Annotated in this window: 18 protein-coding genes; all 18 read left to right on the top strand. The window is 38.8% G+C overall.

Going from position 1 to position 25,826, the window contains the following annotated elements:
- Window positions 1-10: 10 nt before the first annotated feature.
- Window positions 11-1,816, top strand: a complete 1,806-nt coding sequence (locus N7548_RS00860; RefSeq protein ID WP_263607488.1) for a hypothetical protein — start codon at window positions 11-13, stop codon at window positions 1,814-1,816.
- 14 nt (window positions 1,817-1,830) lie between these two features.
- Window positions 1,831-3,174 (top strand): extracellular solute-binding protein, encoded by a 1,344-nt coding sequence (locus N7548_RS00855; protein ID WP_263607487.1) that lies wholly within the window; start codon window positions 1,831-1,833, stop codon window positions 3,172-3,174.
- Window positions 3,175-3,249: 75 nt separating this feature from the next.
- Window positions 3,250-5,613 (top strand): carbohydrate ABC transporter permease, encoded by a 2,364-nt coding sequence (locus N7548_RS00850; RefSeq protein WP_263607486.1) that lies wholly within the window; start codon window positions 3,250-3,252, stop codon window positions 5,611-5,613.
- A gap of 3 nt (window positions 5,614-5,616) precedes the next feature.
- A complete protein-coding gene (locus N7548_RS00845; RefSeq protein ID WP_263607485.1) occupies window positions 5,617-7,134 on the top strand; it encodes a sugar ABC transporter permease in 1,518 nt (505 codons plus the stop codon).
- A gap of 90 nt (window positions 7,135-7,224) precedes the next feature.
- On the top strand, window positions 7,225-8,856 hold the full coding sequence (locus N7548_RS00840) for a glutamine--tRNA ligase/YqeY domain fusion protein (protein ID WP_263607484.1): 1,632 nt from the start codon (window positions 7,225-7,227) through the stop codon (window positions 8,854-8,856).
- 41 nt (window positions 8,857-8,897) lie between these two features.
- Window positions 8,898-10,982: an ATP-dependent helicase gene (locus N7548_RS00835; RefSeq protein ID WP_263607483.1), complete on the top strand. Its 2,085-nt coding sequence runs from the start codon at window positions 8,898-8,900 to the stop codon at window positions 10,980-10,982.
- Window positions 10,983-11,623: 641 nt separating this feature from the next.
- Entirely contained in the window at window positions 11,624-12,832 is a 1,209-nt protein-coding gene (locus N7548_RS00830) for a UvrD-helicase domain-containing protein (protein WP_263607482.1), read from the top strand.
- A 63-nt stretch (window positions 12,833-12,895) separates the two neighbouring features.
- Complete coding sequence (gene ligA / locus N7548_RS00825) at window positions 12,896-14,887, top strand: NAD-dependent DNA ligase LigA (RefSeq protein WP_263607481.1); 1,992 nt, start codon at window positions 12,896-12,898, stop codon at window positions 14,885-14,887.
- Window positions 14,877-17,702 carry an excinuclease ABC subunit UvrA gene (gene uvrA / locus N7548_RS00820; RefSeq protein WP_263607480.1) on the top strand — a complete coding sequence of 942 codons (2,826 nt, stop codon included), beginning with the start codon at window positions 14,877-14,879 and terminating at the stop codon, window positions 17,700-17,702. Before ligA ends, uvrA begins: the two co-directional genes overlap by 11 nt.
- A gap of 2 nt (window positions 17,703-17,704) precedes the next feature.
- Window positions 17,705-18,115 (top strand): phage holin family protein, encoded by a 411-nt coding sequence (locus N7548_RS00815; protein WP_263607479.1) that lies wholly within the window; start codon window positions 17,705-17,707, stop codon window positions 18,113-18,115.
- 1 nt (window position 18,116) lies between these two features.
- The gene (hprK, locus tag N7548_RS00810; protein ID WP_263607478.1) at window positions 18,117-19,055 is read left to right on the top strand and encodes an HPr(Ser) kinase/phosphatase; all 939 of its coding nucleotides are present in this window, start codon (window positions 18,117-18,119) and stop codon (window positions 19,053-19,055) included.
- On the top strand, window positions 19,048-20,007 hold the full coding sequence (gene lgt, locus N7548_RS00805; RefSeq protein ID WP_263607477.1) for a prolipoprotein diacylglyceryl transferase: 960 nt from the start codon (window positions 19,048-19,050) through the stop codon (window positions 20,005-20,007). The genes hprK and lgt overlap by 8 nt, the downstream gene beginning before the upstream one ends.
- Window positions 20,004-20,636 (top strand): HAD-IA family hydrolase, encoded by a 633-nt coding sequence (locus N7548_RS00800; RefSeq protein WP_263607476.1) that lies wholly within the window; start codon window positions 20,004-20,006, stop codon window positions 20,634-20,636. Before lgt ends, N7548_RS00800 begins: the two co-directional genes overlap by 4 nt.
- Complete coding sequence (locus tag N7548_RS00795) at window positions 20,637-21,551, top strand: NAD(P)/FAD-dependent oxidoreductase (protein WP_263607475.1); 915 nt, start codon at window positions 20,637-20,639, stop codon at window positions 21,549-21,551.
- Window positions 21,552-21,554: 3 nt separating this feature from the next.
- A complete protein-coding gene (gene whiA, locus N7548_RS00790) occupies window positions 21,555-22,490 on the top strand; it encodes a DNA-binding protein WhiA (protein ID WP_263607474.1) in 936 nt (311 codons plus the stop codon).
- On the top strand, window positions 22,487-22,843 hold the full coding sequence (acpS, locus tag N7548_RS00785; RefSeq protein WP_263607473.1) for a holo-ACP synthase: 357 nt from the start codon (window positions 22,487-22,489) through the stop codon (window positions 22,841-22,843). Before whiA ends, acpS begins: the two co-directional genes overlap by 4 nt.
- A gap of 75 nt (window positions 22,844-22,918) precedes the next feature.
- Window positions 22,919-23,488: a hypothetical protein gene (locus N7548_RS00780; protein ID WP_263607472.1), complete on the top strand. Its 570-nt coding sequence runs from the start codon at window positions 22,919-22,921 to the stop codon at window positions 23,486-23,488.
- A gap of 45 nt (window positions 23,489-23,533) precedes the next feature.
- Window positions 23,534-25,711 carry a Tex family protein gene (locus tag N7548_RS00775; protein ID WP_263607471.1) on the top strand — a complete coding sequence of 726 codons (2,178 nt, stop codon included), beginning with the start codon at window positions 23,534-23,536 and terminating at the stop codon, window positions 25,709-25,711.
- The last annotated feature ends 115 nt before the right edge of the window (window positions 25,712-25,826 follow it).

Here is a 25,826-nt window from a genome sequence, read left to right as displayed (position 1 = left end):
GGAGGAAAAAATGAAGAAAGTACTAACAGCTTTAGTTTTATTCGTTACAGCTTTCACGCTTTTTGGTCTGAAGACTCAAGCAGCTGGAACGGGTAATTTAGTTGTTCACTTCAAAGCATGGGATGTCAATTACGACTACAGCGAACTCGGTAGCTGGGGTTGGAATGGCACATCAGGCAAAGTGAAAGATGGCGTTGACAGTTTCGGTGCTTATTGGAATTTCGATAACATCGCTATTCCTGACACACCAGCAGACATGGGATTTATCGCAGTTGAATGGCCAGGCGGTGCCGGTCCAAACTGGGATAAGAAATTAACAGGCGATGTCATGATTTCAACCAGCGTGTTGCAAGATGGCAAAACAACACACGTTTATGTATTCCAAGGAACTAACGCACAAGCATTTGCAGCAGATCCTGACAAAGTTAACGTTTTAGTGGTTTATTATGACCCTGCAAACGCATATGAAGAAACCATTGGTGTTCACCACTGGGGTATGACCGTTGCTGACCCAGCATGGGCATCACCTAAACCTTTCGGTACAGCTGGTAAAGCATTATCTGGTTATGATGTTAAAGGTATCATCTTAGCTGGTCAAGAATCATGGGCAGGTTTACTTGTTTATGCAGGATCTGACGCAACTAAGAAGACTGGCGATATCAACCCAGTTGCTGAAACTCCAGTAGGTCAAGCTGACGTTGTTTATGTTGTTAACGCTGGCGATGCTAAGACAGACAACACAAACGTATTCAGAAACTATGAAGACTTCGCAAACGAAGCATTCAGCTTTAAGTTAAAACCATTTACCGCTGAAGGTATGACTGGTACATTTGCACAAAACCCAACAGATATTTATGTTGAAACTTCTGCACCTATCACTTCACCATACCCAACAGCATTAGATAAAGATGCTGCAAGAGCACAAATCGAAAGTTGGTTCTCAGTTAGAGAAAAGACTGGCGAAAACACTTATGGTCCGGCGTTAGAAATCGAACGCGTTGACTTCGCTCTTTCCGCAACTACACTTAATACATTCGTTGTTGTATTGAAAGACTCTAACAAGTTGGACAATACAAAGGAATATGAAGTATTCTTTGATTTAGGATTCCCAGAAGATCCACTTCCAGCAGCTAAGAATGTTGAAGTAACATTGAAACTTACTGCACCTGCAAATACACCAAGTGACGCTGTATTAAGCGTAGCTGGCGCATTCAATGGTTGGACTCCAGGTTCAACTGGTTATACAGCAACTAAAGAAGGTAACGTTTATACAGTTACATTCGAAGTTAGCGTTCAAGATGCTTGGACTGTTCTTGAATACAAATGGACAAGAGGTTCATGGGACAATGAAGAATTTGTCGCCTCTAACCGTGCATTAGTCATTCCTAACAATGTCGATGAAATCATGTTCGAAGACACTGTTGAAGTTTGGAAAGACATCGAAGCACCTGAAAACAAGTATGCAGCTCCAGTTAGAACAACTACACCTAACTTAAGCGCATCTATGTTATTAGTCATGGATACAGATGCTCCAGAATTGACATTCATTTCTCCTGCAGGTATCGTTGGCAAACCAGCTGCTGAAAGAATCATTGAAGTAGAATGGGGCAAACCATTCGACCAAAACTTATTCCCTGGCTATAGAGTTATTGACGACAGAGACGGCGACTTAACACCGCTTGTATTCGTTCCAAAAGGCGAATTCTCTAAGATCGATACTTCTAAAGTTGGCGATTATACCATCATGTTACAAGTAGAAGATAAATGGGGTAACGTTACTCAACAAACATTCATCTTCAGAGTAGTGAAGAAATAAGGAGGCCAAAACATATGAAAAAATTATTAGTATTAGTATTTGTGCTTCTATCTGTTCTTACACTAGCAGCATGCGGCAGTAAAGAAACCAATAATGGCGCAGTTGTCGACTTCGGTGACATCTTCGTAAGAAAAACCACTATCCGTGTTTGGATCGATGACGAAGAAGGCGAATACATGGAAGCAGTTATCGCTGAATTCAATAAAGTATATCCAAATATCATTGTTGAACACCAACACATGGGATCAGTAGACGCTCGTGAAAGACTAAAAACATTCGGTCCTTCTGGTAACGGTGCTGACGTATTCCAATTCCCACATGACCACTTAGCACAAGCGGTTCTTGAAGACTTAGTATTCGCATTACCAAGTGCAACTAAGACTTTATTAGAATCCAGAGCACACCAATTAGGTTTGGATATCGCAACATTATTCTATGATGAAAATGCGAAATCCTTTGACCCAGCATCTCCAAACGCTGTAGAAAGACTATATGCAGTACCAATGTCAATTGAATCTGTTGGTCTATTCTATAACAAAGACTTAGTCACTACACCTGCAACTACAATGGAACAAATCGTTACTGAAGCGCAAGCTTGGAACGCAGTTGTTGTTGATGACGGTTCTGGTCAAACAAGAGCTCAAAAAGGTCTATATTATCTAAATACTTCCAGCCACTGGGCAGACTCTTACTTCATGCAAGGTTTCTATTCCGCATTTAACTTTACACCATTCGGACCAACCCTTGACAACCCTAACCAAGTAGGATTTGCTAATGCTGTGAACGCATTAACTTATTTCCAAAACACTTTAAAACCTATCACAACTGGTACTGGTGGACATAACTCCGTTACTGGTGGTGCAAACTTTGAAGCTGGTTTAGTACCATACATCATCGCGGGTCCTTGGAACCACGAAGGTTATGAAAATGCAGGTTTAAACTATGGCGTTGCACAAATGCCTACCATCAATGGTCAACCTATGAAGACTTTCGCAGGTGCGATGATGGCTGCTGTCTACAAATATTCAGAAAATAAAGAAGCTGCAATCAAGTTCGTTGAATTCTTGAATTCTGACGTTGCTATGGCTTTACAATATGAATACAAGACAAAACTTCCAGCATTAAAGACTGACTTACTTGCTAACATCGAAGGTGTTGCAGACGATGAAAAATTAATGGCTATGGCTGTTCAATTACAAACATCTATCCCAATGCCAACCATCCCACAAGTTACATACTATTGGGGTCCAGGTGAAACTATGTTACAAGCTGTTTGGAACAATAACGTTGTGCCTCTAACCGCTGCACAACAAGCTGAACAATCTTACCAAGTATTGGCCGGATTATCAGCAAACTAATTTAAAGACTTAACTAATCGATGAAGGCGGCAATTTTTGCCGCCCTCATTTGATTATATATAAACGGAGGCACAGATGAAATTTATAAGCGTTTTAAAGGCAATTGCATCTGGATTAATCTGGGGTTTAGGCCAAGTTTTGAATGGCCAGTTTTTTAAAGCCCTGTTCTTTTTAGTACCTTTTTTGGCTTTTGTCGGTTTGGAATTAGGCACCAGCAAGTACTTTGTTGAGACCAATCCATACGACAAGATACCTGGGGAAAACTTCGGTGATCTTTGGGTAAGTAACAAGTTTATACTTCGTTATGGTGATATGGTTAACCGCGGTGAAATCGATGAATACACCGATTTTACGGCTTACTTAGATGAAATTGGCGGTTTGGGAAATCTTGATGAGCAAAAACTCATTGAGTTTGTTGGTCAAGATTTAGTCAAGAATAATCCGACAGTATATTGGAATATCGCTACACCAAATGTCAAAATTCTCGCAGAAGATTTTTTAAATCCAGAAAACAACATACACATATTCCGTCGACAAGATTTGTTTAAAGATACGAATGGGACATATTATCTCGAACGTAATAAAACAGCAGCTGACGGCACTGTTTCCAAAGAGTACGTGGAAATTACAGTATTATCCGGTGTTTTAAATGAAAGTAATATATTAGATAACAAGGACAATCTCACCGAATTCAAAAAGAATGGTGAAATATACCGTTTAAACGGGGTGTATTATGTCAGAGTCAATGACGCTGGTGTAACCAAATACATCAATATCTTGACAGGAGAAGTATCTGTTTTATCTCAAATACCTGCAAGAGTTCAAGTATCCGGACCGTTGTATGTTAATAATGGTGTCATCTATGAATACTTCGAACCTAAATTAGTCTATTTAGGGGCTCGTTTACAATATAAAGAAACCCCATTTACAGTCGCTTTGAGAGCATCTCTTCGTGATGATATTTATGGGGCACCAGGCAATAGACGTGATAATGATGACTTTACAAAGTTCATGATTAAAGTCTACTTAGCCATGAATCTTGAAATTAAAGATACGTTTGAAACCCAATATAATGAATTCTACTACGATCAAGCAGGCGTATTTGTTAGAGGTTATTGGTCAGTTATTACCTTAGGTGTGGCTGAAAAAATCGATTTTAATGAATATAACAACCTCAGAGATGCCTTAATTGGTACAAGTGGTAGTGATTATCCACTATCGACTTTTGTTACACCAGCAGAATCTGTACCAATCATTGGTCACATTTCTACCATGTTGATGTTACAAGGTTTAATCGCTATTATTGGTTCATTCTTCTTCTTTATTTTTATGTTCTGGTCGATTAAAGATGCTTATCAAGTCGCTGAGGCTAAACGTAAGAGAGAAGAAGTACTTAAAGAAGGTAAATACTTTAAGAGTGTTTACGAAGACTTCTTTGAATACATCATTTTATCTCCAGCATTACTCGTATTGGCGTTTATTTCAATCATGCCAATCACCTTCGGGTTCATCATGGCGTTTACCTCTATTTCAGGTCCAACCTCCATGGTCGCAACCTTCGACTGGGTTGGTTTAAAAAACTTTACAGCACTCTTTGATTTCTCAAGTGGCTTTGGTGCATCCTTCGGTCAAGCCTTCTGGCGTGTCTTAGGATGGACATTCATTTGGGCAATTCTATCGACATTTACGGTATTCTTTGGTGGGTTTATCCAAGCCCTCATCTTAAACAGTGAAAAGGTCGTATTCAGAAAACTATGGCGTACCATCCTCATCTTACCGTGGGCGATTCCAGCGTTACTTTCACAAATGGTATTCTCCGTTATGTTTAACGATAACGGCTTCGTAAACGCGTTCTTAAGAGACATTGGCGTTTATGGCATTTTGGAAAATATCGGTATGCTTGGTCGTCAAGGTCAGTTCTTAACGGGTATTGATCGTCTCTTATTCTTAGGGGAAGAAAACATCCGTTGGTTCTCGAACCCATTCAATCCAACCTTTGTTCGCTTGGCACTGGTCATCGTTAATATCTGGTTAGGTTTCCCATACTTTATGGCGTTAATGACCGGTATTATGACGGCGATTGATAAAACATTATATGAAGCTGCAGACATCGATGGTGCTACAGGTATCCAAAAGATTACCCAAATCACCATGCCTTTGGTGTTATATTCAACAGCGCCAATCTTAATTATGACATTCTCTGGTAACTTCAATAACTTCGGAGTTATCTACTTTATTACCGGTGGGGGGCCAAATGCGGGCAACTATAACCGGGGATTTGCGGGAGATACAGACATTCTGATCTCCTGGATGTACAAGCTCACTGTAGATGAATCTATCTACAATATGGCTTCTGTATTCTCAGTGCTCATCTTCTTATTCGTAGGGTCTATTACGGCATGGAACCTATCGAGAACCAGAGCATTCCAGGAGGATTAAACCATGGCAATCTATCTATATATCATTGGATTCTTAGTCATTGTTACCCTACTCGTTCAACAAAGTGTTGCGAACGAAATTGCCGTTAAAAAGGGTTACGAATCACAAGCCAATCACTTGATCGGACTCATTCCTGTCTATGGTGTGATTCATTTTTTGAAGAAGAAGAATCTAAAAGACACCACCGAATCATCGATTCGATATGCATGGAACCCACAAGTCTTGTTCAGAAGTTTCTTAATCTTCAGCTTATTGACCGTTATCGCCATCATCATCATTGTTCCGGTGTCGATTTTGGGTTACTTATCGATTAAGAATGACTTATTAAAAGCACTATTATTCATTTATTTCACACTATTTGTGATATTCTCTTACCACTCATTGGTTGTTGAAGTAGCACGTAAAAAAGGTTATGAAGACATCTTTGTTCATCTAATCACATTGGTACCATTATTTGGTTTATTCCACATCTTGGTTCAATTATCGAACGAACAAAGAGGTGAAATGATTGGTTATAAACGTAATACAAACCAATTAGATTCATCCAAAGCATTGATCATTTATGCGTTAACATTACTTCCAATCTTTGGTTTAATCTACTATGTTTGGTTGGTACCAAAGAAACGTAATATCTCCAACAGTGCCATCAGACAATCCTTTAGCTTTGGTAGTATTCTTTCGAGATTATTGATTTATGGTGAAATCACTTTGGTTGCTGTCATTGTCATCGTACCAGTGGTGTACATTTTCGGTTTGGCATTCTCAAACATCCAAACCAGTATTCCAAACACCATTTGGCCAGCCAATCCGAACCTAGGTGCGTTTACCTATCTATTTGAAGAAACCAAATTCTTCAGATGGTATGGCAACACCTTAGTTATTGCGATGATCAATATGTTGGTAGGTACCATTCTAATTACCGGTGCGGCGTATGTCTTTGCAAGATTCCAATTCAAAGGTAAAAAAGCAGGACTACTAACCATCTTAGTACTTCAAGCATTCCCATCATTCATGGGGTTAATTGCGATGTATGTCTTATTCTGGACGTTCGATTTATTGGGTAAACCAGCAGCGCTATCGATTCTTTATATCGGGGGATCGATTCCAGGTAACCTATGGTTGATTAAAGGCTTCCTAAGCCAAATTCCGAAGGATTTGGACGAATCAGCGATGATTGATGGAGCTAACAAGGTACAAATCTTTACACAAATCATTCTACCGTTATCCGTACCGATTTTAACATTCGTTGCGGTATCGATGTTCATGGGTCCATGGATGGATTATATGTTACCGGGCTTCTTATTAAACTACTACCCACGCAATGCCGGCGTTGGCTACGACGTAACCAACCAATGGACATTGGCTGTTGGTCTATTCAAGTTTATTAATGACGTGAACTACCAACACTACTCTGCGTTCGCCGCAGGTGCGTTATTGGTAGGTCTACCGATCACTGTCCTTTACATGGTATTCCAAAAATACCTCATCGAAGGGATTATGGCAGGTGCAACAAAAGGGTAAGCAATTACCCTTTTTTCTTTGTCCAAACGGTCAATAAAACTTGTTTGAAGGGGTGGATTATTATATAATAAGTAATTAGGAAGTGATATTATGGAAAACCATTCAAATTTTATTAAAACCATCATGATTCAAGACCTTGAATCCAAAAAACACAACGATATTATTACCCGTTTTCCGCCTGAACCGAACGGTTATTTACACATCGGCCATGCGAGAGCGGTCATCAATAACTTCGAATTAGCGAAAAACTTTGGCGGAAACACCAATCTCCGTTTTGATGATACCAACCCTGGTAAAGAAGACGTTGAATACGTCAACGCCATCATCGAAGATATCAAATGGTTAGGTTACACCCCAAGCAATATTTACTACGCATCGGATTATTTCGGTGAAATGTATGAACGTGCAGTATTATTGATTAAAAAAGGATTGGCTTATGTCGATGATTTAACTGCAGAAGAAATCTCCCGTACCCGTGGGAATTTAACCACACCAGGGGTCGAATCTAAAAATAGAAATCGCCCTGTAGAAGAAAACCTACAACTCTTTGATGACATGAAAAATGGCAAATTCAAAGAAGGTGAAGTCGTTCTTCGTGCGAAAATCGATATGTCATCACCAAATATGAACATGCGTGACCCTGTGTTATATCGTATTAGCTACGCTGAACACCACAACACAGGTAAAAAATGGTGCATCTATCCGATGTATGACTATGCACACCCACTTGAAGACGCCATCGAAGGTATCACCCATTCCCTATGTAGCTTAGAGTTTGAAGATCATAGACCTCTATATGACTGGGTAGTTCGTGAAACCGAAATGCCTTTAGTCCCTAGACAAATCGAATTCGGTCGTTTATCGATTGAAAACACCGTGATGTCCAAGCGTTACTTGAAACAACTAGTCGATGAAAAGAAAGTGGTCGGCTGGGATGACCCAAGAATGCCTACCCTATCCGGTATGAGAAGAAGAGGCTACACCCCAGAAGCCATTCGTAACTTTATCTTAGGCACAGGTTTATCAAGAATCAACACCACCGTTTCAACCGATATGTTAGAGTCATTCTTAAGAGATGACCTATCGGTTTCAACCGTCAAGATGATGGGTGTTGTAGACCCGTTAAAGGTTACCATCACCAATTATCCTGAAGGACAAGTTGAAAGTTTGTCAGTACCATTTGACGTAAATCGTCCAGAACTAGGCAATAGAACCGTCTATTTCGGTAGAGAGTTATACATCGAAAGAGAAGACTTCATTGAAGAAAAACCAAATAAAAACTGGAAGAGACTTGCGAAAGACATTGAAGTTAGACTATTCCATGCGTATTTCATTAAATGTACTGAAATCATAAAAGATGAACAAGGGCATATCCTTGAAATTCTCGCAACCTATGATCCTGAAACCAAATCAGGTTCTGGATTTGATGCGAGAAAGCCGAATGGCACCATCCACTTTGTTTGTGCATATCAAGCCATCAAGACACAATTCAATTTGTTCGGACCGTTGGTATTTGATGGAGAAACCCCATTCATGGAAAGACTAAACCCAGAATCATGGGTGAAAAAATATGGTTTCATTGAAGCTGCCTTCAATGAGGCATTACCAACCAAGTCATTCCAATTGATGCGTGTGGGTTATTTCACTTTTGATAAAGTATCGACCAAAGAAAACGTACAACTCAATCGCATTGTCGAATTAAAGAGTTCATTCCAAAAATAAAAAGGGGTTTTACCCCCTTTTCACTTTAAGGAGCACATCCCATGGATTTAAAGGGCTTAAATAACCATCAAAAAGAAGCGGTTAAAGCGCTTGAAGGCGCAGTCGCGGTCATCGCTGGGGCAGGTTCAGGAAAAACCCGAACACTGACCTATCGTATCGCGAACATGATTGAAAACAACATATTTCCATCATCCATTTTAGCCGTTACATTTACGAATAAAGCAGCACGTGAAATGAAAGAACGTGTGGTTGATTTGATTGGACCTCAAGGGTTCGCACCAACCATCTCCACCTTTCATAGTTTTTGTGCGCGCTTTTTAAGAGACGAAATTAAACACCTTGGGGAACCATATACCAGACATTATTTGATTTTAGATGAAGATGATTCGAAACAAGTCATTAGAGACACCGTTAAAGAGTTGAATTTAGACCCCAACCGTTATAATTCCAATCGTCTAAAGGATTACTTCTCCAAAGTCAAAAATGGTCAATACGATACCTTAGAATACGAAGAAGAAAAAATCTTCATCAAATATAACGAATATTTAAAATCTAACAACTCAATGGATTTTGATGATCTACTCAACTTCACATTAAAGATATTGAGAGAACAACCATCTGTATTATCCTTTTACCAAGAACAGTATAAATATATATTGATTGATGAGTTCCAAGATACCAACATCATACAATATGAGCTCATTCGTCTGTTAGGGGATCGTTATAAAAACGTCTTCATCGTTGGTGATCCAGATCAAAGTATCTACGGGTTTAGAGGGGCGAACTATGAGAACTATACATTCTTCTTAAGCGACTTCAAACCAACGATTATTGTCTTGGATGAAAACTATCGCTCTTCGATGAATATCTTAAACGCAGCGAACAACTTGATATCCAATAACCGAAATCGTAAAACAGATAAACAACTCAAATCAGACTTAGGTCTAGGACCACTGGTGATAAAAGAAGTCAGAGAGTCGGATAAAGACGAAGCTTATTTTGTTGCGAGAGCGATTGAAATTTTAGTCAGCGGTGGTTATCAATTTAAAGATGTTGCAGTGCTATATCGATCCAACGCGATTGGTAGAATTTTTGAAGAAGCCTTCTTAAGATATAACATTCCTTACATTATTTATGGGGGGATATCGTTCTTCTCAAGAAAAGAAATTAAGGATATGTTGTCTTATATTCGCTTGGCATTGTTTGAACACGATAACATTTCTCTCAAACGAATTATCAATACACCTAGACGGAAAATCGGACAAACAACCATTTCAAAATTGGAGTCGTACGCAGCCATTCATCATGTCTCTATGTATGAAGCCATTGACCACTTGAATGTCGGTGGGCAAACCAAAGAAGCTTTATTTGAGTTCAAAAAAATGATCAAAGTCCTGAGAGATGAAATCAATCAAGTCTATGATTTAACCCAAGTGGTTGACCTAGCATTACAGCTTTCTGGGTATGAGGAAATGTTAAGACTCGAAGGTAATGAAGGCAAAGACCGCTATGATAATATCCAAGAATTAAAGTCCATTTTCTACAATGGCGCAGTTGATTATAAGGGAACTAATTTAGAGAAGATTGAACAAATTTTGGATGACATGGCACTCAAGACAGACCTCGATTTAGAGGACGATAAGAACACCGTTAAGGTCGCAACCATTCACCAAGTGAAGGGACTCGAGTTCAAGGCAGTCTTTATGGTCGCTTTAGAAGAAACCGTCTTTCCAAGTGATATTAGTGGCTCATTCACAGAAATCGAGGAAGAGAGACGTGTTGCATACGTCGGTGTCACTCGCGCAAAAGAAAGGCTCATTCTTTCTTATGCTAAACAAAGGTTCCGTTACGGACAAATTCAGTACAATCAACCTTCACGTTTTATAGAGGATATGGGTCTAGATCAACCAAAAGAAAAACGATTGGTTGTTGAAAAAGAAGCGGCACCAGAAATTGTACAAGAAGACATTAAAGTTGGCGACACAGTTGTTCATGAAAAATATGGTAAAGGCGTGGTCGTGATGAAAAACGACGACATCACTCGAGTCGCATTTTCGATTGAATTTGGGATCAAATTATTCACAACTGGTCACCAAGCGCTAAAGAAGATAAAATCTGGAAATTAGAATAAATATTCATATAAAAATGATACAATACTCAATTGCGATCAAAGAGACTCTGCGGAGTCTCTTTTTTTTACTCGACTAAAGTGAAAATGAAAATTAAGTGCCAAAACATTCCTAAAAATGGTGATTTTCAAGAATAATAGTGATTTTTGAACTAATGATAATAAGAATAAAATATTGTGTGATAAAATATCAAAGATGCTTATAGCCTGATAATCGCATTAATAAGCCAACATAAAAATAGATTGAACATCAAAGTAGTAGCTCAATTTCAAACACAGTCAGTGGCGTACTAACCGAGAGGTGTGACGTACTGATTACGTCAATCACCACCATTGAACCTGCCAAAAAATATGTTTTCGAATGTACTGAATATGATAACAAAGCCATTTACTAGTCATATGAGAAAAAGGGCCCAAATTCGATGTTACTATGAATAATCAAGACCTATTATTTCATCTAATTAAACGTGTTTAGAATCAACTTTGTTTGATAGTGTGCTTAGATATCTTGGTATAAATACATGATCTAAACACTTTTCATCCAGTATGAAAGAATTTACATATGTCCTTTTTAATCATACGATAAAAAGAGTAAAAAATAATCTAAAATGGTATATATAAAATAGAGGTCTAAAATTCATGTTAAATTCCAAACAAATGAAAATTGTAAATTCCGATGAAAAATCCATTTTTGTCGTTTCTGGGGCTGGAACTGGTAAGACAACAGTCATTTACAATCGAATATTACATCTTTTATCGAAAAACATCGATTCTAAATCAATTTTAGCAATATCTTTTACAAGAAGAACTGTAAATGACTTAAATTTAAAGTTTTCTTTTAGGGCTGATAATCCCATAGTAAAGACGTTTCATGGGTTAGCATTTTCACATATTGGGAGCCATTTTTCAAAAGCACTTGTGGATCACTCCAATGAATTATTTAGCCTATTTGATGTTAGAGAGTTACAGAATATTGTCCTTAAAAAGGGTGTTTTGGCTTTTAAGAACATGACAACCAAGCCGTTATCTAGTTATAATGCTATTTTAAGTAAAAATGACCTATTTGACTATGTTGACCTAGAAATCGAGTTTCTACATTTATTGAAAGAATTGAAGGCTAAAAACACCCCTTTAAATAGCTATTCTTACATTTTTATCGATGAATCTCAAGACCTATCAAATATTCAGGTTGAGATACTAAAACACCTTGTTCATAGTGATACATTTATATGTTTTGTTGGTGACCCCGATCAATCCATATATAAGTTTCGAGGTTCTGCTCATAATATGGTTAATCATATCATCAAAACATTTGGGTGTTCAGTATATGCACTAGATGATACCTATCGTTCTACTCAATCTATAATTAACGCTGCCAATACCCTGATTAAACACAACCATCACAGGTTCCCCAAGGTACTAAAAGCACATCGTAAAGAGGTTGGCATCATAGAATTTCACCAGTTTAATAATACTAAGAAAGAAGCCGATTTTGTTTTTTCAAAAATACGTCATTTTTTAGGTCAAAAACACCCACAAAAGGACATGATTATTCTCGTCAGAAATCATTTTCAAGCCACTGAAATCAAACGACTTTTACAATCCTCTTACTACTTAGATATCGTTTGCTTGTCAATTCATCAATCTAAAGGTCTAGAATATCGTATCGTATTCATCATGGGCATTGAAGATAAACGTCCTATATCGCGTCAGGAATTAGAAGAAGAACGACGATTGTTTTTCGTAGGAATGACTCGTGCTAAGGACATCCTGATCATGACATCACCAACAACCAACCGTATCCCAAAATTTGTCAAAGAATCTAAAGTGATTGTGACAAAACACTAACATGAGTTGTCAAAAGCTACTTTGGGGTCGTGTAAATATGTTATAATATTTACGGTGATTTTTATGGACATTAAGAAACGAATGATGGATTTACAACAAGCCATTGAAAAAGCGAATTATGAGTACCATACATTGGATAGACCAACCGTATCCGATTTTGAATATGACTTATGGATGAAAGAATTGATTGAATTAGAAACCAATCATCCAGAGTATAAAAATCCATCCTCTCCAACCTTAAAAGTTGGCGGGGTTGTTTTAGATAAATTCAATAAAGTCGTTCATGACAAACCCATGATGTCTTTATCGAATGCGTTCAGTGATCAAGACTTATTGGACTTTGATGAACGCGTGTCTAAAGAAGTTGAAGGCTATTCCTATAATATGGAATTAAAGATAGATGGGTTGGCTATTAACCTAAAATATCGAGATGGCATTTTTATCAGTGCGTCAACCCGTGGTGACGGCTTGGTTGGAGAAGATGTCACATCCAATGTCAGAACCATCAAGAGTCTCCCAATGAAACTATCTGAACCGGTGAGTCTTGAAGTACGTGGTGAAGTATTCATGCCACACAAGAGTTTTGAAAAAGCCAACGAAGAACGAGCTAAAGAAGGCTTAGAACTTTTTAGAAATGCCCGTAATGCAGCTGCAGGCACCATACGTCAATTGGACTCAGCGATTGTATCTAGTCGAGGACTGGATATTTTCTGTTATACCTTGGTGGACGCAGAAACGTATGGCGTTAAAACCCAATCCGGTGTACTCAACTATCTTTCTCAATTGGGATTCAAAACCAACCCTAATTATGTGGTTGCGAAAAATATCCAAGAAGTGATTGAACACATCCATCGATATGATGTACTCAGAAAATCATTACCTTACGATACCGATGGTGTCGTCATTAAAGTAAACGAACTCATCAAGTATGAACAAATTGGACAAACCGTTAAATACCCTAAATGGGCAATCGCTTATAAGTTTGCACCAGAAGAAGTTATTACCAAGTTGAATGCCATCACGTTCCAAGTGGGCAGAACAGGTGTCATTACTCCTGTTGCTGAATTAACCCCAGTACTCATCTCCGGATCGATGGTCGCGCGCGCAACTTTACATAATGAAGACTACATAAAAAATCTCGACATCGAAATCGGTGATGATGTGATTGTAAGAAAAGCAGGCGAGATTATCCCTGAGGTAGTTAGACCTGTGATTGAAAATAGACAATCAACAGTACCATTTAAAATGATTGAAACCTGCCCAAGTTGTGGCGAGCCTTTATACCGTGAACCAGAAGAAGCCGATTGGTTCTGTGTGAATCCGGGCTGTCCTGCGCAACACGTGGGTAAGCTAATTCACTTTGCTAGCCGACCAGCGATGAACATCGATTCATTGGGTGAAAAGATTGTCATTCAACTTTACGAAGAAGGCTATATCAAAGATTTCCTCGATATCTATTATTTAAAGGATCAAAGAGACAAACTCATCGAACTTGATCGTATGGGTGAAAAGAAAGTGGACAATTTATTAGAAGCCATTGAAGTCTCCAAACAAAACAGTTTAGACAAACTGCTTTTTGGACTCGGCATTAATCATGTTGGCGCGAAAGTAGCTAAATTGTTGTTAAAAAAATTCCCTTCATTGGAAGCATTGAGTGAAGCGACCCTTGAACAATTGACGGCTATTGATGATATTGGTGAAGCGATTGCGAACAGTGTCATTCAATACTTTAGTACCGATTACGCGAAACAACTGATTCATACGTTACATGATATTGGCATTCAAACTGCCATGGCTCAAAAAACAACGACCACCAGTCCGTTATTCGACGGAAAGACGTTCGTGCTGACTGGTAAACTAGAAACATTTACGAGAGAGGATGCAGCAGCTATCATTGAATCATTCGGTGGTAAGGTCAGTGGATCGGTATCGAAAAAGACCGATTATGTTTTAGCTGGCTCCGATGCTGGGTCTAAACTCGAAAAAGCAAATTCACTCGGTGTGAAAGTCATCGATGAGCTTGCATTTAAGGAGATGATACCAAATGAGCAATAATGATTTTATTGTCATCAAAGGTGCGAAAGAAAATAACCTCAAAAATATCGATTTAACCATCCCTAAAAACAAACTGATCGTCATGACCGGTTTATCTGGGTCTGGTAAATCGTCTTTAGCATTTGACACCCTGTATCAAGAAGGTCAAAGACGTTATGTTGAATCTTTATCGTCTTACGCAAGACAATTCTTAGGGTCCTTTGAAAAACCCAATGTAGATAAAATTGATGGGCTAAGTCCAGCCATTTCTATTGATCAAAGAACCACGTCTAAAAACCCACGGTCAACCGTAGGTACAGTCACTGAAATTTATGACTATCTACGCCTAATGTATTCCAAAATTGGGATTCCTTACTGCCCAGGCACAGATATCCCGCTTTCTAAACAAACGATTGAAGAAATGACCAATCGTGTTTTAGACTTGGGGGAAAATACCCGTGTCATGGTATTGAGTCCGGTGGTTAAACTACAAAAAGGTACCCACAAGAAAGTATTGGAAGGGTTTGTAAAAGATGGGTTTGTAAGAGCCATTATCAATGGTGAGTTGGTTGACTTAGAACCTGTGATTGATTTGGATAAAAACAAGAAACACGACATCTCGTTGGTCATCGACCGCTTGGTCATCAAAGATGATATTAGAAGCCGTCTTTATGATGCTTTAGAACTCGCTGCCAATAAGTCTGGTGGTTTTGTAGAGGTACAAATCGTGGGTGGTGAAAAACTCACCTTTAGTCAAACTTATGCATGCCCCGATAGTGATTTCACCATACCGGATTTAGAACCAAGACTATTCTCATTTAACTCACCCATTGGTGCATGTCCTGAATGTAATGGTTTGGGTAAAAAACTGACTGTATCGGAAGACTTGGTGGTCAATTTCAACCGTAGTTTAAACGATGGCGGCATCGTGCCTTACCGTAATCAAGACGATGAAAATCTACAGGGATTAGAACTTCAAACGGTATGCAAACACTACAATATCGATATGGATATTCCAATCAAAGATTTGGATCGTGATAAACTCGATATCATACTTTATGGATCTAAAGATAAGATTCACTTTAAACTCCAAAGTTCATCGGGTAGAGTACATGAAACCGTGCGTTTATATGAAGGGGTTATCAGCAACCTTTCACGTCGTTACATTGAAACCAGTAGTACCTGGATTCGCGAATGGATTGAGTCTTATATGACTGAACAAGTTTGCCCAGTATGTAACGGAAAACGTCTTAATAAAGCGGCTTTAAGCGTTAAGATTGATGGATTAAATATCGCTGAATTGACCGATATGTCGGTTGAACAAATCCTCATTCGTAAAGACAATTTCAAACTCAATACCCAGCAAACTCAGATTGCAGAAAGCATCATCAATGAAGTAAATGCCAGACTGACTTTCTTAAAAGATGTGGGGTTAGAATATTTAACATTATCCCGTGAAGCAGCCACCCTCTCTGGTGGGGAAGCCCAACGTATTCGATTAGCTACCCAAATTGGTTCTAAGCTATCAGGTGTCTTATATGTACTAGATGAACCATCCATCGGTTTACATCAAAAAGACAATCAAAAACTCATTGATACCCTAAAGAAAATGCGTGATTTAGGCAACACATTGGTGGTCGTAGAACACGATGAAGAAACCATGATGTCAGCCGATTATTTGGTCGATATCGGACCAGGTGCGGGTGTTCATGGTGGTGAATTGGTTGCTTATGGTACACCACAAGAAGTCATGCAAAACCCAAACAGTATCACCGGGTTATATTTATCAGGTAAGCTAAAAATCGATGTGCCAGAAATTAGACGTGAAGGTAATGGTAAGTTCATCACTGTGGTTGGTGCTTCCCATAATAACTTAAAAAATATCGACGTATCATTCCCGCTTGGAAAAATGGTTTGTGTTACTGGTGTATCCGGTTCTGGTAAATCATCTTTAGTCAATGAAATCCTCTATAAAGGGATCCACAGAATGCTTTATAAGACCAAAGATGAACCAGGTAAGCACAAAGAAATTATTGGTGTAGAAAACGTCAATCGTATCATCGACATTTCACAAAGCCCGATTGGTAGAACGCCACGAAGTAATCCAGCCACTTATACAGGTGTATTCGATGACATCAGAGATGTTTTCTCGATGACCAATGAAGCGAAGGTGAGAGGCTATCAAAAAGGTCGTTTCTCCTTTAATGTCAAAGGTGGTCGCTGCGAATCTTGTGGTGGTGACGGTGTCAAACGCATCACCATGCATTTCTTACCGGACGTGTACGTACAATGTGAAGCGTGTGGTGGGACCCGTTATAACCGTGAAACACTACAAGTTAAATATAAAGGTAAAAACATTTCTGAAATCTTAGATATGACCATTGAAAATGCCTTAGATTTCTTTGAAAACATCCCTAAGATTAAAGATAAACTCCAAATCATCTATGATGTTGGCTTAGGTTACATGACTTTAGGTCAATCCGCAACCACACTGTCCGGTGGTGAAGCCCAACGTGTTAAGCTCGCTTCCGAACTTTATCGAAAAATTACCCCAGAAACACTCTATATATTGGATGAACCAACCACAGGATTACACACCGACGACGTGAAACGTTTGATGAGTGTCATCAACCGTATCGTCGATGAAGGTGCAACCGTGGTCATCATCGAACATAACTTAGATGTCATTAAGAGTGCTGACTATATCATCGATTTGGGCAAAGAAGGCGGTTCAACCGGTGGGAACATCGTGACGATGGGTACCCCAGAAGACGTGGTGAATTGCCCAGATTCATACACAGGGGATTATCTTAGACCCTTACTTAGGAAGTCTTAACCATGAGAAAAGGCATAAAAGCATTTTTTCAAGGGGATTCCTATAGCATTGGCTATTTGATGTCAACCATCATCAATATGCTCGCTGTTGCCACCACGGTAGGGATTACAATGCAGCTAAAAGTGACTTCATTTGAAGGATTCATGATTTATGTCATCCTATTTACCCTACTAGATACCATGGTCAGCTTATTGATCAAACGTTATTATTTTCAATTTGTGATTCAATCATTTGGATTGATACTCGCATTGGTCGGTTTAATCTTAATTTTCATCACTGAACAACTGGTTCCAGATGTCTATTTTGAATCTGTTTTTGGCATCATCGGGTTTACAGTATTTTTTCTCGTATTCAGATTATTGTTAATATATACTTATGAGAAAACCATAGGTCAAAAAAAGGGGTTGAAGTGATATGAACGGCATTAAAGTAATTCACTTGGTTAAAGACAATCAATTGGAAATTTTGGCAGGTCATCCAGGCTTAGAAAACTTCATTTATGAAGATATGATTTCTCGCCCCGGGATTGAATTGGCCGGCTTTATGGACTTTTTCGATTCCAAACGTGTGATTTTAATTGGGTCAAAAGAGAATTCATTCTCAAATCTATTTTCTGAAGTCATCCAAGAAGAACGTATTCGTGATATCTTCGGACACAAGCCACCAGCAGTCATATTCTCGGTCAATGTCGAGGTTTCACCACTCTACATTCGATTGGGCAATGAATACGGCATACCTATTTTAAAGTCCAACTTAAGAACCACAGCATTAAATTCTAAGCTGTACTCCTACCTTCAAGAGAAGTTAACTGAACGTCAAACCGTCCATGGTGTTTTAATGGATATCGGTGGATTAGGCACACTCATCATTGGTAAGAGTGGCATAGGTAAGAGCGAAACCGCTCTTGAACTAATTAAGCGTGGACACATCTTGATTTCAGATGATCGTGTGGATGTTTATCAAAAAGATGTTGGCATCCTGATTGGTCAAGCACCGAAAATATTGGAAAGATACCTTGAAATTAGAGGGATTGGCATCGTAGATGTCGTATCGATGTTTGGTGTCGGTGCTTATCGTGAAACCAAAAAGATTCGTCTGGTTGTTGAACTTGAAAAGTGGGAAGAAAACAAATATTATGACCGTTTAGGTCTAGATTTGGAAACCACCAAGTATTTTGATACAGAGATTCCTAAAGTTGTCATCCCTGTTTTACCAGGTAGAAACGTCGCAACCCTCGTGGAAAGCGCGGCGATGAATGAAAAATTGAAATATATGGGCTATCACGCTGCGTTCAATTTAACGCGCGAGATTACCCGACATATGAAGAAATCAGAGGAAAATGACCGTGAATAATATCGTTGAACACATCAAAAAGCATCAAAGAAACTACATCATCGGATCAGCGATGGTGGTTTGGTTTATCTTATTGGTTACGATAGCGACCCGTGGTGACGCACCGTATGAATCCATCGCGATTCAAGTGGGATCACTCCGTGTGGCTTGGTATGCAGTATTCATTTTAACCGGGATCATATTCGGTGCCATCATGGCGATGGAAGAAGCTGATTTAATCGGTGTAAAACGCGATGATATCTATGATGGACTGCTTTACGCGGTGCCACTAGCCATCATCGGTGCGAGACTTTATTATGTCATGTTTGATCCAAATGGCACTTATGAAAGTTTCATCGATGTCATCAATATTCCAAATGGTGGATTGGCCATCCATGGCGCAGTCATCACAACGTTGGTATTCATCATTTTCTTCACCAAGTTTAAAAAACTATCCATTTGGAAATTACTAGACTTACTTGCACCTGGGTTCTTGATCGGTCAAGTTTTAGGTCGTTGGGGCAATTTTATGAACCAAGAAGCCAATGGGATTGCGACCACGAGAGACTTTTTAAGAAACACCCTTAAGTTACCAAAATTCATTGTAGATAATATGTATTTCTATGACTCAAATGTGGGTGAAACCAATTATTACCATCCAACCTTCTTATATGAAGGGGTTTGGAACTTCTTTGGTTTGATATTGATGTTGGTTTTAAGAAGACGTAAAGGCTTGAAGTCTGGGGATTTAATTGGGGTTTATCTCATTTGGTATGGACTCGGTCGTGCGGTTATTGAACAATATTTAAGAACTGACCCATTGATGCTTGGCGATACCAATATCCGAATCAATGTGTTGAACTCCATCGTATTATTCATGGGTGGTGGGATTGCGTATCTCATCCTTAAACGCGTATTCTTTAAAGAATTACCAGATTATGTGGATACCATTACACCGAGGGAAAAACAATGATCGATACCGTTTTGTTTGATTTAGACGGTACCCTCATCGATTCTAATCACCTCATTATAACGACTTTTAAATACGTATTTGAAACTGAATTACCACATATTCAAATGAAAGAAGAAGATTACTTCCCTTTTATCGGACCGACACTTGTACAAGGGTTTGGCAAGTATGTTCAAGATGAGGCCCAAATTCAACATTTAATACAGGTGTATCGTAAGAAAAACTTAGAGTTACATGACGATTATGTTAAAGCGTTTGAAGGTGCCCAAGCGTTATTGATTCATTTGAAATCTCGCGGTATTCAAACGGGGATTGTCTCTTCAAAGATGCACTTTTTGATCGAACGTGGTCTTAAAGTAACTGGATTGTTACCTTATTTTGACGTCATCATCGGTTCAGATGATGTCGTTAACCACAAACCCCATCCAGAACCCATTCAAAAAGCTTTAAGCCTATTCGATGATATCGATGAAGCCATTTATGTTGGTGACCATCCGAACGATATTTTGTCGGGTAAAGCGGCCGGTATTAAAACCATCGGGATGAATTATAGTTGGAATTTGGAGGACTTAAAGAAAGCGAAAGCGGATTATTATTTAGATACACTTATTCAAATAAAAGAGGTGATTTAAATGTATGATTTAGTGATTATAGGGGCAGGACCTGCTGGATTAACCGCAGCGATTTACGCTCAACGTGCGAATTTAAAAACCATCATGATTGAAAAAAGCGCACCCGGTGGACAAATTGTGAACACTGGAGAAATCGAAAACTATACGGGTTTTACAAAACTCTCTGGTGGTGATTTAGCCCTAAACATGTTCAATCACGCCATGGCGTTAGGGGTTGAATATGGTTACGGCGATGTCCGTTCTATCCAAAAGGTAGATCAAACATTTAAAATTGTTACCGATCAAGAAACCTATGATGCTAAAGCCTGCATTGTCGCTTCCGGCATGATTCAACGTAAATTAGGCCTAGAACACGAAGAAAGACTCTCATCCAATGGGATTAGTTGGTGTGCAATTTGTGACGGACCGATTTATAAAGGTGAAGATGTTGTGGTCATTGGTGGGGGTAATAGTGCGGTTGAAGAATCGAGTTATCTTTCTACACTCGTGAATCATTTAACCATCGTCCAAAATTTACCGCATTTCACCGCGGACAAAAAATCCATTGATCATTTAAATAAACAACCGAACGTTACAGCCTATTTCGATTCATTGGTCACTCAGTTTATTGTGGAAAATGACAAATTAACTGGGGTTGAAATCACCAACAGTAAAACGACAGAAAAGACCATTATTCCATGCAAAGGTGTATTTGAATACATCGGGTGGAATCCAAACACATATATGTTAAAAGGCTTAAATATCACCAATGCTTGGGGATACATTGAAGCCAATGAAAAAATGGAAACAGCCATCCCTGGGCTATTCGCTGCAGGGGATGTTAGAGTCAAACAAATCCGACAAGTCGTCACAGCGACCGCCGATGGCGCCATCGCTGTTCAAAATGTATTAAGATATCTTGAATCTAGGGAATAAATTATGTCATTTGCGAGAACAGTTAAAGATGAGATTGTCAAAATTAGAACAGATGCGAAAGAACAACTAGCAGAATTATCGGCGTTGTTACATTTAAACACCGATATTCATTTAACCAGTGAAGGCGTCCATCTAGAGTTTCATACGAATAACCCTTCGATTGCGAGAAGGTTTTTCGTGCTCATCAAAAACATGTATGATGCGAAAACAGAAATTATCTCCAAAAAAGAGATGAGATTAAAAAAGAAGAGCGGTTATTTGGTATTGGTTAAATCCCATGTAAACAAAATCATGGATGAACATTCGATGGTGGATCAAAACACACTAGAGTATGAGTTTTTAACTGAAACCGATGAAGAAAAAAGAGCTTATCTGCGTGGAGCGTTTCTCGCTTCTGGTTCAGTCAATGACCCCATTAAACCCACCTATCACTTAGAATTATTTGTGATGGATAAAACCGACGCTATCTTCATTCAAAGATTAATGAATCACTTTGATTTGAATGCAAAAATCACCAAACGTCGACAAGGCTTAATTGTCTATCTAAAGGAATCTGAAGCGATCAGTGCATTTTTGAGCGCGATTGGTGCTGTAGAAGCGGTATTTAAGTTTGAAGATGAACGCATCAAACGCGATTTCAACAATTCCATCAACCGTTTGATCAACATTGAAATCGCCAATGAAAAGAAAACCATTGAAGCAGCGAATGAGCAATTAGAAGATATAGAATTGATTAAAGCCAATAAAGCGTTCGGTACCATCGATGCGAAACTAAAAGACACCATCCGTTTGCGTGAAGCATACCCTGAAGCGTCTTTGAATGAACTCATAGAAAAGTACCAAGAAGAAACCGGTCAAACCATTTCTAAATCTGGGATGAACCATCGCCTATTAAAAATAAAAGCTTTGGCAGATTTCATTCGGGAGGGTAAAAAATGATGACCACAGGTATTGATTTGGTCGAAATCAACCGTATTAGAGCGTTGTACAGTACTGCATTTATCGAACGGATTCTCTCTAAAAAAGAACGTCAATTTTTTGAAGATATTCAAAATGAGTCTCGGCGATTTACTTTTTTAGCCGGTCGTTTCGCAGCGAAAGAAGCGTTATTTAAAGCCTTGAAAAAAGGCGATAAAACGATGAATTTCGCCGACATCACTATTTTGAATGATGAAGATGGAGCGCCTTATATTGAATCATTCCCTAAGGGTCAGCTTTACAAGACTGAATTAAGCATTTCACACACCGATCTCTACGCTGTAGCGATTGTCTTACTTGAAATAAAAGAATAATTACCATATTCTCTATTCAACTTGTAAGAAGACTATATTTTTTGTATAATATCATAGGAATGAGGAGAGATTAACATGCCGCGCGTTACGAATACTAAACAACCTGTTAAAAAACAAAATAACAAAAAAGCAGTTCAACCAAGCCAAACTTCTAACAAAGTGATGCTTTATACCGTCCTAGGTATTTTATTGATTGGGATTGGTGCATTGACTTACTGGTTAGTGGATACGTATGTATTTAAAGATAAAAAACCAAACTATGATCGTTTTGAAACCCTTGAACACATCGTTTTAGATGAATACAAATGGTTGTTAAATGATAATGAAGAAGATGCATTAGAAGACGTAAAATACGATGTTTATGTCTATATTTATAATGGTAACTTCGAAGAATGTACCGTTTGTGAAGACTTAGAAAGTGCAGTGATTGCAGCAGCAGAAGCGGCTGGTAGTCAAAACTATTCATTCTTTGTCATGAATTACAACGATACCGATAATGCAAGCTTATCAAGCTATATTTCAGGTCTATTATTACCGAGCAGACCAGCCTTGATTCATATCCAAGGTGATGCTTTAGCAACTGAAAATGCCATGATTACAAGTCCTACATCGATTTTATCAACACTGAACTCAATTAGAAATTAAAAGGGCGATTATGCCCTTTTTGTCCGAAAAAAAGGTGGAACATATATGGATCAATTATTAGTCAAAGAAATCGCGAATACCCTCAGTATTAAAGACAAACAAATCGAAGCTGTTTTAAGTTTACTCGATGAAGGTAACACCATCCCATTCATTGCGAGATATCGTAAAGAAGTCACTGGTGGTCTCGATGAAGAACAAATCAACGAGATTCACAAATCTTGGGAATACGGGGTTAACCTATTAAAGAGAAAAGAAGACGTCATCCGCTTGATTGAAGAAAAAGGCATGATGACCGATGAATTACGCAATAACATCTTGAAATCGACCAAGTTGGTTGAAGTTGAAGATTTATATAGACCTTATAAGGAAAAGAAAAAAACCAAGGCGACCGAAGCCATCGCGATGGGGTTAGAACCACTCGCAAAATTGATTTTAACTTTTCCAAATCAAATCAACTTAGAAGCTGAAGCAAACAAGTTCATCAATGAACAAGTCAAATCCGCTGAAGACGCGATCACTGGTGCGAAGTACATCATTGCTGAACAAGTGAGCGATAATGCAGATTACCGTAAAGCACTCCGTGTTGAGATGGAAGTCGATGGTTTAATCACCTCTAAGGTGAAGAAAAACGGCGAGCAACTCGATGAAAAACACGTCTATGAAATGTATTATGACCATGTTGAAAAAGTATCTAAAGTAGCCCCTCACAGAATCTTAGCCATGAACCGCGCAGAAGATGAAAAAATTATTTCTGTTTCTATTGACAGCAACACCCCTGCGATGTTAAAATATCTCGGTTCAAAAATTTTAACCAATCCGAGTTCACCGGTTGTACCTGTAGTAGAGTCAGCGATTGAAGACGCATTAAAGCGTTTAATCTATCCAAGTTTAGAGCGTGAGATTCGTGCCGATTTGACTTCTAAAGCAGAAGATCAAGCCATCGAAGTCTTCGCTATGAACTTAAGAAACCTCTTATTACAAAGACCGATGAAGAATAAAGTTGTTCTAGGTGTTGACCCGGCATACCGTACCGGTTGCAAACTTTGTGTTGTAAACGAACAAGGTACTGTCTTACAAAAAGGTGTCATCTACCCACATGAAAAGTATAAAGGTGAAGAACACATCGAAGATCGTGTCACTTTATCTGAAAAAATCATCAGACAATTCATTGCGAAACACAATGTCGATATCATCGCCATTGGGAATGGAACAGCCTCCCGCGAAACTGAAGCCTTTATTGCAGAGCTCCTTAAGAAGTATGACTTAACGACAAAGTATGTCATTGTGTCAGAAGCAGGCGCTTCGGTTTACTCTGCCTCAGAGTTGGCGAGAGAAGAATTCCCTGAATATTCGGTTGAAGAACGTTCAGCAGCATCCATTGCGAGACGTCTTCAAGACCCACTATCAGAACTTGTTAAAATTGATCCGAAGTCAATTGGTGTTGGTCAATATCAACACGACGTATCACAAAAGAAATTATCTGAATCCCTAGATTTTATTGTAAGTAACGCTGTAAACCAAGTTGGCGTCAACGTCAACACGGCTTCAAAATCCTTACTTACCTATGTATCTGGATTAAATAAAACGGTCTCCGAAAATATCGTGAAGCACCGTGATCAGCATGGCGCGTTTAAATCACGCGAAGACATTAAAAAAGTCCCTCGTCTAGGGGACAAAGCGTTTGAACAATCGGTGGGGTTCTTACGCATCGTCGGTGGCGATGAAGCGCTTGATATGACAGCGATTCACCCAGAATCTTACGCCACTGCCAAACAGATCATGAAAAAATATCAGATTACACCAGACCAATTTGGTAAACCTGAATTGAAGAAAGTCATCGATCAAATCAACAGAGCAGCCTTACAACAAGAACTCTCTGTGGATAAATACACCTTAAACGACATATTAGATGCATTTATTGCCCCTCAAAGAGACCCAAGAGACCAGTTTGACGCACCAGTTTTAAGAAACGATATTCTCCATCTCGAAGACTTAAAACCAGGTATGATGTTAGAAGGTACCGTCAGAAACGTAGTTGATTTCGGTGCATTCGTAGATTGCGGTTTAAAAGAAGATGGTTTAGTCCATATTTCGAAACTTTCCAAAGGCTTTGTCAAACATCCAAAAGATGTGGTCGCCGTTGGAGACATTATCAAAGTATGGGTATTAAGTGTAGATGAAAAACGAGGCAAAGTCTCTCTCTCTATGATTGAACCTCGATAAATAAACAATATAAGAAAAGCACACCTCTCCAGTGCTTTTTTTATTTTTACAGGGGCTTATCAAAGATAAAAAAGTTTCATGTTTTTGGTTGACACTACGCGTAAAATAGGTTATC

Origin of the sequence: Paracholeplasma manati, assembly GCF_025742995.1 — a bacterium.
In the GTDB taxonomy this organism is placed as follows: domain Bacteria; phylum Bacillota_I; class Bacilli_A; order Acholeplasmatales; family UBA5453; genus Paracholeplasma; species Paracholeplasma manati.
The sequence above is the reverse complement of the archived record's forward strand: the minus strand, read 5'-3'. Positions and strand labels throughout refer to the sequence as shown.

Excerpts from the sequence above, each read along its gene's own strand:
- N7548_RS00860 (WP_263607488.1), top strand. The coding sequence starts at position 11 with ATGAAGAAAGTACTAACAGCTTTAGTTTTATTCGTTACAGCTTTCACG.
- N7548_RS00855 (WP_263607487.1), top strand. The coding sequence starts at position 1,831 with ATGAAAAAATTATTAGTATTAGTATTTGTGCTTCTATCTGTTCTTACA.
- N7548_RS00850 (WP_263607486.1), top strand. The coding sequence starts at position 3,250 with ATGAAATTTATAAGCGTTTTAAAGGCAATTGCATCTGGATTAATCTGG.
- N7548_RS00845 (WP_263607485.1), top strand. The coding sequence starts at position 5,617 with ATGGCAATCTATCTATATATCATTGGATTCTTAGTCATTGTTACCCTA.
- N7548_RS00840 (WP_263607484.1), top strand. The coding sequence starts at position 7,225 with ATGGAAAACCATTCAAATTTTATTAAAACCATCATGATTCAAGACCTT.
- N7548_RS00835 (WP_263607483.1), top strand. The coding sequence starts at position 8,898 with ATGGATTTAAAGGGCTTAAATAACCATCAAAAAGAAGCGGTTAAAGCG.
- N7548_RS00830 (WP_263607482.1), top strand. The coding sequence starts at position 11,624 with ATGTTAAATTCCAAACAAATGAAAATTGTAAATTCCGATGAAAAATCC.
- ligA (WP_263607481.1), top strand. The coding sequence starts at position 12,896 with ATGGACATTAAGAAACGAATGATGGATTTACAACAAGCCATTGAAAAA.
- uvrA (WP_263607480.1), top strand. The coding sequence starts at position 14,877 with ATGAGCAATAATGATTTTATTGTCATCAAAGGTGCGAAAGAAAATAAC.
- N7548_RS00815 (WP_263607479.1), top strand. The coding sequence starts at position 17,705 with ATGAGAAAAGGCATAAAAGCATTTTTTCAAGGGGATTCCTATAGCATT.
- hprK (WP_263607478.1), top strand. The coding sequence starts at position 18,117 with ATGAACGGCATTAAAGTAATTCACTTGGTTAAAGACAATCAATTGGAA.
- N7548_RS00800 (WP_263607476.1), top strand. The coding sequence starts at position 20,004 with ATGATCGATACCGTTTTGTTTGATTTAGACGGTACCCTCATCGATTCT.
- N7548_RS00795 (WP_263607475.1), top strand. The coding sequence starts at position 20,637 with ATGTATGATTTAGTGATTATAGGGGCAGGACCTGCTGGATTAACCGCA.
- whiA (WP_263607474.1), top strand. The coding sequence starts at position 21,555 with ATGTCATTTGCGAGAACAGTTAAAGATGAGATTGTCAAAATTAGAACA.
- acpS (WP_263607473.1), top strand. The coding sequence starts at position 22,487 with ATGATGACCACAGGTATTGATTTGGTCGAAATCAACCGTATTAGAGCG.
- N7548_RS00780 (WP_263607472.1), top strand. The coding sequence starts at position 22,919 with ATGCCGCGCGTTACGAATACTAAACAACCTGTTAAAAAACAAAATAAC.
- N7548_RS00775 (WP_263607471.1), top strand. The coding sequence starts at position 23,534 with ATGGATCAATTATTAGTCAAAGAAATCGCGAATACCCTCAGTATTAAA.